The 11,807-nt window shown below is 26.2% G+C and carries 12 protein-coding genes; 7 read left to right on the top strand and 5 right to left on the bottom strand.

Going from position 1 to position 11,807, the window contains the following annotated elements:
* Positions 1-90: 90 nt before the first annotated feature.
* The 5 genes from Q1J76_RS03290 (at position 91) to Q1J76_RS03270 (ending at position 3,682) form a co-directional block, all read left to right on the top strand.
* Positions 91-1,149: a LacI family DNA-binding transcriptional regulator gene (locus tag Q1J76_RS03290; RefSeq protein ID WP_300366741.1), complete on the top strand. Its 1,059-nt coding sequence runs from the start codon at positions 91-93 to the stop codon at positions 1,147-1,149.
* Positions 1,150-1,293: 144 nt separating this feature from the next.
* Positions 1,294-1,728, top strand: a complete 435-nt coding sequence (rplS, locus tag Q1J76_RS03285; RefSeq protein ID WP_300366738.1) for a 50S ribosomal protein L19 — start codon at positions 1,294-1,296, stop codon at positions 1,726-1,728.
* Positions 1,729-1,758: 30 nt separating this feature from the next.
* Entirely contained in the window at positions 1,759-2,583 is an 825-nt protein-coding gene (locus Q1J76_RS03280) for a sulfide/dihydroorotate dehydrogenase-like FAD/NAD-binding protein (protein WP_300366735.1), read from the top strand.
* Between the two features lie 96 nt (positions 2,584-2,679).
* On the top strand, positions 2,680-3,171 hold the full coding sequence (locus tag Q1J76_RS03275; protein ID WP_300366732.1) for an LEA/WHy family protein: 492 nt from the start codon (positions 2,680-2,682) through the stop codon (positions 3,169-3,171).
* 34 nt (positions 3,172-3,205) lie between these two features.
* Complete coding sequence (locus Q1J76_RS03270) at positions 3,206-3,682, top strand: hypothetical protein (RefSeq protein ID WP_300366729.1); 477 nt, start codon at positions 3,206-3,208, stop codon at positions 3,680-3,682.
* Between the two features lie 7 nt (positions 3,683-3,689).
* On the opposite strand, the gene Q1J76_RS03265 is transcribed toward Q1J76_RS03270, so the two are convergent.
* The 5 genes from Q1J76_RS03265 to Q1J76_RS03245 all read right to left on the bottom strand — a co-directional run bounded on the left by Q1J76_RS03265 (position 3,690) and on the right by Q1J76_RS03245 (position 10,451).
* Positions 3,690-4,697, bottom strand: coding sequence for a guanido phosphotransferase (locus Q1J76_RS03265; protein WP_300366726.1), 1,008 nt, complete (start codon positions 4,695-4,697; stop codon positions 3,690-3,692).
* Entirely contained in the window at positions 4,687-5,235 is a 549-nt protein-coding gene (locus tag Q1J76_RS03260) for an excinuclease ABC subunit B (protein ID WP_300366723.1), read from the bottom strand. Before Q1J76_RS03260 ends, Q1J76_RS03265 begins: the two co-directional genes overlap by 11 nt.
* A gap of 77 nt (positions 5,236-5,312) precedes the next feature.
* Positions 5,313-6,023, bottom strand: a complete 711-nt coding sequence (gene ispD / locus Q1J76_RS03255) for a 2-C-methyl-D-erythritol 4-phosphate cytidylyltransferase (protein WP_300366720.1) — start codon at positions 6,021-6,023, stop codon at positions 5,313-5,315.
* 18 nt (positions 6,024-6,041) lie between these two features.
* Complete coding sequence (locus tag Q1J76_RS03250) at positions 6,042-7,886, bottom strand: MATE family efflux transporter (protein ID WP_300366717.1); 1,845 nt, start codon at positions 7,884-7,886, stop codon at positions 6,042-6,044.
* 165 nt (positions 7,887-8,051) lie between these two features.
* On the bottom strand, positions 8,052-10,451 hold the full coding sequence (locus tag Q1J76_RS03245; RefSeq protein WP_300366714.1) for a transglycosylase domain-containing protein: 2,400 nt from the start codon (positions 10,449-10,451) through the stop codon (positions 8,052-8,054).
* Between the two features lie 154 nt (positions 10,452-10,605).
* On the opposite strand from Q1J76_RS03245, the gene Q1J76_RS03240 reads away from it, so the two are divergent.
* Complete coding sequence (locus Q1J76_RS03240) at positions 10,606-10,968, top strand: DUF4234 domain-containing protein (protein ID WP_300366712.1); 363 nt, start codon at positions 10,606-10,608, stop codon at positions 10,966-10,968.
* A 340-nt stretch (positions 10,969-11,308) separates the two neighbouring features.
* Positions 11,309-11,807: hypothetical protein (locus Q1J76_RS03235; RefSeq protein ID WP_300366709.1), on the top strand; the 499-nt coding region annotated here is incomplete at its 3' end.

Genomic DNA, 11,807 nt, shown 5'->3' with positions numbered 1-11,807 from the left:
ATAATTCATTAATTATATTTGCAAAAATTATAACTTTTTTTATAATTGAAATGGAAAATTTTATTAAATATTTGGATAGTATAAAGTATTATGAGTGATGGAATAAAAAATAAAAATGATTTTAAAGAATTGAAGAATTTGAAAAGAGTTACACAGAAAGAAATAGCAAAAATATTGGGTATAAGCAGAACTACTGTGGCTAGGGCTATAAACGGAAGCGAATTCATCAAAGAAGAAACTAAATTAAAAATATTAGAATTAGCATCTGAATTAAATTATGAAAAAAATTACATAGGAAGTTCTTTAGCAAATCAAAAAGAAAATATAGTTCATTGTTTAATAGCAGATTCTTTTAATGAATTTTATACAAGTGAGATTATAAGAGGACTTAATACTATTCATAAAGAATATTCTATGTATAATTATAATGTCAAAATTACAGCTACAGAAATACATTCTCCTGATAAACAAATAGAAATTTTAAAAAATATTTTAGATGATGCGGATAATGTAAGTGGATTAATAATCACTCCATTAAATAAAGATACTGTATATAAAATTTTACAGCCGTATTTCGGTAAAATTAATATAATATCCATAGGAACTAGATTATCAGAAAACATACCTCATGTAGGTCCTAATCATATAGTGCAGGGTTCTATAGTTGCAGGTATAGTATCGAATATTTTGAGGAAAGATGAAAAACTTCTTATAATAGATAATGGAGATGATCAAATTTCTTCAGGTATGTATTTAAAAGGCTTTTTGAAAAGAATAAGAAATACATATATAGATATTGTAGGTCCTATTTATTGTGGTAATATAGAAGACAGCATACATACTATAAAAGAAGTTTGCTCAAAAAATGATATAAAAGGTATATATATAAATAGATATGCACAGGAAATTTATGATATAATAGATAAAAGCATATTGGAAGGTAAAAAAATAGTAACTCATGGTATGGCAAATAGTATAAAAAATTTAATAAAATCTGGTATAATATCTTTCACCGTAATGGAAGAGATATTTTTGGAAGGTTATAATGCTGGCAAAATTATGTTTGAAATGATATACAAAAAAAATAACAGCATAAATTGGTCGGTATCTGGTTCTAAAATAATATTTTTAGAAAATCTCCAAGATTAATATAAAATTTATTTATTAATTTAACTTGATAAAATTAATATATTATGATAGAATATAAAAGATGTATTTTACAATGTTAAATTTGTTTATTTTGAAAATTGCAAATAAAAAATTAATATAAATAAAATATTTAGGAGATATTAAATGGATCAACAGTTAAGATTAGTAGAAGCAAAATATAAAAAAGAAGCTATTTTACCCTTTGAAATAGGAGACACAGTAAAAGTATGGGTAAAAATCATAGAAGGCGACAGAGAAAGATTACAGGCTTATGAAGGCACTGTAATTTCTATTCGCGGTAAAGGTATCAATAAAAGTTTTATCGTTAGAAAAATTTCTTATGGTGTAGGTGTTGAGAGAATATTCCTTTTAAACTCTCCTAGAATAGATCATGTTGATATTATAAGAAAAGCTAAAGTAAGAAGAGCTAAATTATACTACCTTAGAAAGAAAGTTGGTAAAAAAGCTCGTTTGGTTGAGAGATTGGGCGTAAAAATACCTAAACATTCTGATTTAATTAAAAATACTGCTGATGAAGCTAAAACAGCAGAAGAAAATACTTCTTCATCTGCTGAATAATAATTTTGTATTTTTTAAGGAGAGTTAATTATGGGATATAAAATAGTAGCTAGAGAACAATGGTCAGAAAAAGTTTTTATGATGCAGGTATTAGCTCCAGATATAGCTAAACATCGTAAAGCTGGTAATTTCATGATATTCAGACTAGATGAAATAGGCGAAAGAGTTCCACTTACTATAGCAGATGCAAATGAAAAAGAAGGTACTATTATGATAGTAACTCAAAATGTAGGATATTCCACTGCCAAACTTATGGAACTCAAAGAAGGCGATGAAATAATGGATGTTATAGGACCTTTAGGACAGCCTACTCATATAGAAAAGAAAGATGGAATAGTATTAGGTGTTGGAGGAGGTGTTGGTATTGCTCCTTTACATCCTATTATGGAAGCTCATCACAAGGCTGGAAATAAAACTATATCTATATTAGGTGCTAGAGATAAATCACTTATCATTATGGAAGATATGATGAGAAAAATATCTAATGAAGTGCTAATATGTACTGATAATGGAAGCTATGGAGAAAAAGGACTTGTTACTGATATGATTACTAGAATATACGAAAGAGGTGAAAAAATCTCTGAAGTTATAGCAATAGGTCCTGCTATTATGATGAAATTTGTATCTTTACTAACTAAAAAATATAATATTCCTACTACAGTTAGTTTAAACCCTATTATGATAGATGGTACAGGAATGTGCGGATGCTGCAGAGTAAAAGTTGGAGAAGAAACTAAATTTGCATGCGTTGAAGGTCCTGAATTTGACGGACATTTAATAGATTTTGATCTTCTTATGAAAAGACAGGCTATGTACAAAAAAGAAGAACATGAATGTAATTTAAGATTGGGATAATTAATATTTGAATAATTCTTATATAAAGTTACAATCTAATCGATTAGGTTGTAACTTTTTTCTTATAAAACAAATAACTATAAAAGGTAAAATATTATGATAAAAAAAATTATCGCTTTAATATCAATATCCATTATAATGATAGTAGTAACTTCATGCGAAACATTGCAGTCATCAGCAATAAAAATAACAAGAAATTATATAGAACAGCATAAACCTGATATAAAAATCAAAAAAGCATCTATATCAAATATCACTTTTAAAGATATTACTTTAACTACATTACTTGAAGTAAAAAATAATTTAGATTTTGAAATTCCAGTAGATAAATTAAAAATAGATCTCATTAATACTTCTGGAAAAACATTCACAACAGCAGAATCTGTAGAAACATTGAAAATACCTGCTAATCAGGCAAGAGATATTAATGTAAATTTTAAAGCTAAATATGTAGATATATTTACAACAGCATTCGATGCCATAAAAACAAAAAGCTTTAAATGCAAAGCAAAAATCACTTTAACATTTACAGTATATGGTATGAGATTTGAATTCCCTTATACTAAAGAATTAACATTTAAAGAATAACAATTATAACGGCAGTTTATAATCAAAGGAAATTATGAAAATAATTAAAATATCTATTTTTTTAATGATTCTTTTAATATCATGCAGCAGGGTAAAAACATATACAAGAGAGTATATAGAAAAATATAAACCTGATATAACAATAAAAAGTGGCTCCATAGATAATATTAGCCTTAAAGATATTACTTTGAATGTATTGATAGAAATAAAAAATAATCTGCCGTTTGAACTTCCTATAGAAAAAATAGAAATCAATTTAATAAATAATTCTGGTAAAGTATTTGCCAATTCTAATTCAGAGGAAAATGGCGAAATTATAAAAATACCTTCCAATTCTTATAAAGATATTAATATAAAATTTAATGCAAAATATGCAGATATATTTGAAACGGCAATTGATGCTATAAAATCAGAAAGTTTGAAATGCAATGGAGATATAACTTTAACATTTTCAGTAAGTAAAATGAAATTTAAATTTAACTATAATACAGAAATAAATTTACTGAAATAAAAAACATTTATTTTTGTAATATATCTCTTATAACATTTGCCCTTATTTCATCTATATTTCTATAGTACTCTCTGTTTTCATATAATTGCTTTAAATGGCTTGATTTTCCAACCGATGTCATATAATATAGTGTATCCAAACTTATATTATCAATCATATCATAATAAATACCCAATCTTAACCATAAACTATAATTAACAAGTTCTCTATATTTTAAAGATCTCGCAGATGATAATATAGCATAGCTTCTAAATATTCTATCTTCAACTTTAACTCTATCTAATTTTTTTATTCTATTTCTAATCTTTTTTTCTTTTTCAGATATCTCTTTAACCTTTTCAATCACATTATCAATTATAAACTTTTCAGTAACTCCTATTATAAAGCCATTACTTATACTCAAAACTCCATTTTTTAGATTAACATCCAATCCCTTCTTACTACATTCATTAATAATATAATCAATATTATCAGGAGTCTTCCAAACAAGACATGGAACAGCTATACAAACCTCCGCCTTTAAAGCAGTACCTACTATATTTGGAGAACTTGTTAAAAATCCAAATTTTTTATCGTAGGCAAAATCTAAATGTTGATCTAAAGAATTTTCTATAGAATATGCTTTATTAAAACAACTTTCTAATTCTAATCCTCTTGCTATAGTTTGAATTTCTAAATGCTCATTTGAATTAATTAATAATGATAATTCTTCATCATCATCTGTAAACAATGAAGCATGAACTATATTTTTATTACTAGGTAATGTAAGATTTTCTATAAGCATTCTAATGCTAATAGGAGGCATATCGATGAGTTTCATATATGATAAATTAAGATTTAATTCTTCTATATTAGTTTTTAACATAGAGTATGTTTTATTAAAATCATATTTATCCATATGGTGAAAAAATCTAATATTATCTAAATTTCTATAAATGGATATTTTAGAATATAATACTATATTATCATCTTCGCCTTTTTTATATATCCAATTTGCTATATTATTAACGGACATCTTTTTTTTCGCTCTTAGTTTTTTTAGATATTAAATCCTTCTTCAAATGCTCTAATTTATCTCTTATCAAAGCAGCTTCTTCATACTTCTCTATTTTGATTAAAAGTTCTATTTCTTCTTTATATTTATTTATTTTAGTTTCTATATCTATATTAGTTAAATTTTTCCTAGATATTTTACCTATATGGTTATTTTCTCTATGTATTTTTTTAATAGATTTATTAAGATCTGATTTAAAATATTCATAACATTTAGGACATGATACAATTCCTGTTCTAATAAAATCATCTAAAGAATATCCGCAAACTTTACACACTTTATTAGAATCAGACTTATTCTTTTTTTTCTTTTTAGAAGGCAATGATTTATAATTAGGAAATATAGTATCAATGTTATTAAATTCTAATTCTAAACATTTCTCTATAATATTTCCGTTTCTTTCACACTCTTTGCATATATTAATTTGTCTGCGTTCATTACCTATAATTTCTTGAATATGCAATACCGCTTTTTCTTTACCACAAATGCTACACTTCAAATGGATATCCCCTAATAACTTGATTTGGAAATTTTACCATTTAATAAAAAAAAAAGCAAATATTAATATATATAATTTTATTTCATTTTAATAAAAATATTTAAATCTTCTTTATTGGTAATTTTTATATTATTAGCCGAACATTCCAATACCTTTACTTCCCCAAAATATCTGCTGTATATCTCAGCATCATCAGTAACCAAATTGGCATTTTTATCATTAATATACTTATCAATTGCAAGCATGTAATTATCAAATTTGAATCCTTGAGGAGTAGCAGCTCTATAAAGATAAGTTCTGTCAATAGTTTCTATTATATTATTATTTTTATCAACTTTTTTTATAGTATCAACAACTTTAGAAGCCAATATTGCAGCATCATATTCAAAAACCATTTCACAAAGAGATTTAATTTCATTTTTACTAACTAAAGGTCTAACCCCATCATGAATAAATACATAATCAGTTTTAATATCATCTCTATGATTATTCAAAAAAGTCATAGCATTATATACGGAATAAACTCTCTCATCTCCACCTTTAATAAAATGCATATTTTTTTTTATTTTTTCTTTTATTAAAGGTTCTTTTTCTATATATTTTTTTATATTATTTATCTCTTCTTCAGCACTTACCAAAATAACATTATTAAAATTAAATTTCAGCATACTTATTAAACTATGTATAAATATAGGTCTATTATCTACTTTAATAAATTGCTTTTTTATTTTACCGCCAAATCTTTTTGAACTTCCTGCTATTAATATAATTAAAGTTGTATTATTCATGATAATTTCCATCAGCTTTTAATTACTACTACCTCCGTTTTTATTTCTTAAATTCTTTCTCTCTTCTCTTCTTTTTTCTCTTTCAATATTTCTTTCTTCTCTTAATTTATGTCTCACTTCCCTTCTAGCCTGCAAATCCTGCTTCATCTGCATTTTTTTAACTTCTTTTTCTCTCTTACGATCTTCATTATATTTTTGACGCTCTTCATTCATCTTATTTCTTATCTCTTTCATCTCCTCTAATTGCATTCTCCACTCAGCTCTCTCTAATTTTTTCATCTCTTCGCGTTTTTTAGCCTTTTCCTCAATTTCTTGCATTCTCTCTATTTTTTCCATCTCTTTCTCTTGGAATAATACCAATTTTACAGGATCTTTAATTTTACTTAATTTCTCTCTCATTTTGATAACATAATCTTTTCTCATACCAATATTTCTAGGAAATAATTTAGCCCCCAAAGAATCTATAAAAAGCCTAGCCCTAAGAACAGCACTATTTTGAGTCTTCAAATTAATAACAGATACCCAAGGAACTCTAAGTATTATAATCAATGCTATAATTCCAGCCACAGTGTTAGAAAATAAATTGCCCCAAAATACTGACCAATATGATAAATACTTAGTAGTTAACAGTATAAATATAAATCTTAAAAGCCATATTCTTAATATACTAATTATAAGAGGTATTCTAGTTCTTCCAAGCCCAATCATAGCCCCATTAGCAACCATAGCAACACCAAAGCCCAATACACCAAAAGCATATATAGGAAGCGACCTATTAGCAACATATAAATCTTTAGCCTCCTTAGTAAAAAGTCCAGTAAGATAAGGCGTAAGAGGTATAACAATACTAATAAGTACAATCGCCGTAATAACAGACATTATAATTCCAGTATAACATGACTTTCTAGCTTTATCAGTATATTTAGCACCTATATTCATACTAACCATAGTTGTAACAGCAGAACCGAAAGCAGCGGGCATATTAAAACATATATTAACAATATTATTGGATATACCCTGTCCATTTAATACAGCAGCACCATATCTTTCAACTTCTGTATTAATCAAGAAAAAACCTAAATTAGTTAAAAAAGTTGTAAGCATAGAAGGTATACCTATAATCATAAGCTCTTTTAATACTGAAGCATCAAATTTAAAATCTTTCAAAGATAAAGTATCATCACCCTTCTTTAAAAATAAATCATAATACATCCAAATTGTAACTATAGCATAAGTAGAAAATGAAGCTAATACACTTCCAACTATACCCAAACGAAATAAATAAATATATACAAAATTAAATAATACTTTTAAAAGCAATAATATAATACTTCTTATAAGAGTAGCTTCAGGCTTACCATTAGCATTTTTTATACCATTATACAAAGCAGCCAAAAATGTCATAGGCATAACAAAACTATATAAAGATAAATATCTAAATACATTTTCTTTAATATCAGGAAGAAGATTAGCCGATACCAATATACTTACAATATAAAGTGTAGGTCCCATAGCAATACCAAATAATACTCCTATAACAACTATTTGTGTAGATATTCTCTTAGCATTTTTTAAATCACCCAAGCCATTATACTGTCCAACTATAGCCATAGCCGCAACGCCTAAACCTTGAGATAATGCTGTCATCATATTGATTATAGGCTCGGCAAAATGAACACTGCTTGCTACAATAGTTCCCGCAATATTATTAAGAAAAAGTCCGTCCATTAATGGAATTAAAGATTGAACCAAACTCATAATCAAAGTTGGTATTGATAACATTATTAATGTATTAGTAATAGGTCCATGAAGAATTAAATCTCTTCTGGCTTCTGTGGACTTACTTTTAAAAAAACTAACCATATCTCTCCTTAAAACTATAACGCAAATTTATATTATATATTTTATATTAAAACAAAAATTTTTCATAAATAAAAATAAAAAAATTATATTTTTTTTGTTTTTTCATATACAAGTAAGTATTTTATTATGTAAATGATAATAAAGTTTTAATTATATGATAATAAATTAACTTCTTATATTTCCAAGACTAGGATCTTCTATATTATCTTCTGGAAGCATGTATATATTATTGTTATTTTGATAATAATTATTGTTTTGATAATTATTATTATTTACATCATTAGTTTTTTGATTATTCTCATAACTATTAGTATTAGCATCTAAAGGAGTATAATATAACTCCCCTTCATCTTCTAACATATCATCATTAGTAGTAATATTATTTCTCTTAGTACCGCTTCTTATATGATCTATAGGACATTGAGTAGATAAATCAACATTACCTCCAAATGTAAGAGGTGCTATATTTACACAAGTATGATTTCTAGGAAGTCCTGAATCCTGACAAATCTCAACTATTAAAATATCATCAGGTACAGGCCAATTAAATTTTCTTTTAGATGAAGGTGTTACAGCATCAAGATATTGAAATGTAGCCAAAGCAGTAGTAGCTCCACCTGTAACATTATTTGGAAGTAAATCATTTCTATCGCTTCCTATCCAAGTAATCGTAACTATTTCATCATTATAGGCGGCAAACCAATTATCTCTATGCTCGCTTGTAGTACCTGTTTTTGCCGAATATGAAGGATAATTAAAACCATAAGTATTGGCACTTCTATAAGCAGTTCCTCCTGGCGCTATTACCTTTTGTAAAGTAGTATTCAAAAAATAATATGAAGAAGGAGATGTAGCACTTATTTTATGAGGAGTTCTATCCACTAAAGCAGTAACACTAAGTTCATTACCATCCATATCTATAATTTTATCTACTATATGAGGTTCATATTTAATACCACCATTAGCCAAAGCACTATAAGCAGATGCCAAATCAAGAGGACTCATCTCCATAGTACCCAAACCTATAGATAAAGCATTAGGTATATAAGCATTTTCTCCAAAAAATTCCCTTGAATGTTCTATAAAATAAGAAAGTCCTATATCATTTAATAATTTCACAGCTATTGTATTAACAGATTTTGATAATGCTGTTTCTAAAGTTATTTCGCCTCTATACCTTCTGTCAAAATTTCTAGGTGAGTATGCAGGTTTTCCTGTTCCCTGAGGATAAGTATAATTAGTATCAAGCATAGCAGTAAAAGGCTGTGCTCCACCTTCAAATGCATATAAATAAATAAAAGGCTTAATTACACTTCCTATTTGTCTTTTTGCCTGAACTGCCCTATTGAATTGATTTTGCAATGTGTATCCGTCTCCTCCTATCATCACGAGTATACCGCCTGTTTTTGGGTCTATTGATACCATTGCTCCTTGATAACTTCTATTGGAAGAACTTGCCTGTAAATTTCTTATATTTTGTTTCATAACAGAATCGGCAACTCTATAATATCTCTCATTTATTGTTGTGTATATTTTTAAACCTGATAATGCAAGTTCATCTTTATTAAAATAATTTAATAATTCCTGTCTTACATATTCATTTACATAAGGTGCTCTATTAACTGTCATTTTCCATTGAGCACCTTTTACCTGCTTGCTGATATTTGTATATTCCTTATCAAATAATTCAAGCTCCTCCTGCATAGTTTTTTTATCTATTATATTGTTTTTTACCAATCTAGAAAGTATCTGCTCTACCTTTCTTCTGCTATTATCTGGATTATTAACTATTGAATAGTATGAAGGATTAGGAAGCATTCCTACAAGTATAGCATATTCTAATAATCTGCATTGTCTTAATGGTTTATTAAAGTAATGATTAGCGGCTGCTTCAAATCCGTAATTTCCATCTCCTAAATAAACCGTATTAAAATACATAGCCAAAATTTCTTTTTTAGTGTATTTTTCTTCTATTTCTCTTGCAGCGAACATTTCAAAAAGTTTTCTCTCTATAGTTCTTTCACTCTTAGTAAATAGAAGTTTGGCTAATTGCTGAGTGAGAGTTGAACCTCCGCCTATTATCTTTCTTGTCAAAATAGTTCTTATTCCAAGATAGGCTGTTCTAAAATAGTTTATACCTTTATGTGAATAAAATTTTTGATCTTCCATTAAGAGTAAAGTCTGCTCCAATAAAGGATTGATATCATCAACATTAACAACCTCATAAGAAGGAGGCATATACTCTCCTATCAATATATTATTCCTATCGTATATCTTTGTAGGCGGAGAATCTCCGAAAGGATTTAAAGGATTAAAATATCTTATCCTTTTTTCATTGCCTCTAATAACTATTATATCATAATATTCTTCAAGCATGGACATACTTTGATCTCTTCTAGCAACCCAATCTTTATATACCCCTCCAACAAAGTATATTCCTACTATACTAACTGCTGCAGAAATAAATAAGAATATTATAAGAATAGTTAATATAAGTTTCTTTAATTTGGACTTTTTCTTCTTCACGGTATTATTATTTTCTTGATTCTTTTTCTTATTAAACATTTATTATTAAACACCACATTAACATAATTATTATATTCTATATGATACTATAATATATATAACATTGCAAGCGGAATTTATACTGAAAATTTATAATTGATTTATATATTTTTTTATATTAAAATATATAAAATATCTTTATTAGGGAAACTTAATGGAAAACTTTAAACCTAAATCTTTATTATTAATATCTATATTATCATTAATAACATTCGGAATATACAATATATATTGGATTTATATCACTTCAAATGATATTAATAAATATATGGAGAAGGAATATTTAAATCCTTCATTAGCAGCTATTTTATCAGTTTTAACCTGCGGATTATTTACAGTATATTGGTTTTATAAATATGCTACTATAGTTTTCAATGATATGAGTAAAAAGGCAGATTTGGATAGTTACGGAGAAAATGCAATTGTATTAGCTATACTTCTTTTTATACCATTCGGATATATTTATTCTCTTGTAACTTTACAATATAAGTTAAATATAATTTTTGATAAAAAATAATTAATCTTGTTTAATTTCATATAAACTATTTTTTTATCTTAAAATTATTACAAAACTAAAAAACAAATAAAGGTATACAGGGTATTGACAAAAAACTCTTAATATAATATAATACAAATATATCAAGATAATATATAATAAAAAATAAAACAATACCCAAAATACAATCACTTGAATAAAAAGTGATTGTATTTTTTAATAAAATTCAAAATATAATCAAACCTTATGTTAAAATATAATATTATAACTGCCAAAGAATATTTGAGTATAGCAGAAGGAATCATAGTCAGTTTACTACTTGCAAATATGTTCAAACATTAAGGAGATATAAGAAATATTTATGAAAGAGATTATTTTTAATTTAATATACAAAATCAATATACCAGAAAATGATTTATTTAGAATGTCAGCATTATTTTTATGCTCTTTTATAATAGTGTTTTTAATATTACTTTTGATTAAAGGAGATTTTAGCTTTGATGAGTTCTTTGTTAATAGTTATAGTTATAATAGTTTAGGTCTAGGTATAATTATAATATTAGTAATAGCATTTTTTGGAGTATCAGGATTTTTTATAATAAAATACATTGAAAATACCTATGAATATATATTTATAGTCATTGGTATTATAACGGCATTATTTAATATAAATGAAGATAATATAAAAAAGACATTTTTCATAGCTTTGATATTTTTTCTTATACTTTTATATGCATCATTTTTTAATGCCCCTACAACTATAAATAATACTGCCGTTATCAATCAAAACATTACAAATAATTATACTAATGATTTGAAATCAACCTCATCAACTCAAAAAAATATTGCTGACTTATTAT

Source organism: Brachyspira sp. (assembly GCF_029258575.1).
Lineage (GTDB): Bacteria > Spirochaetota > Brachyspiria > Brachyspirales > Brachyspiraceae > Brachyspira.
Note: the sequence above shows the minus strand (reverse complement) of the source record. Positions and strands in the feature narration are given on the sequence as shown.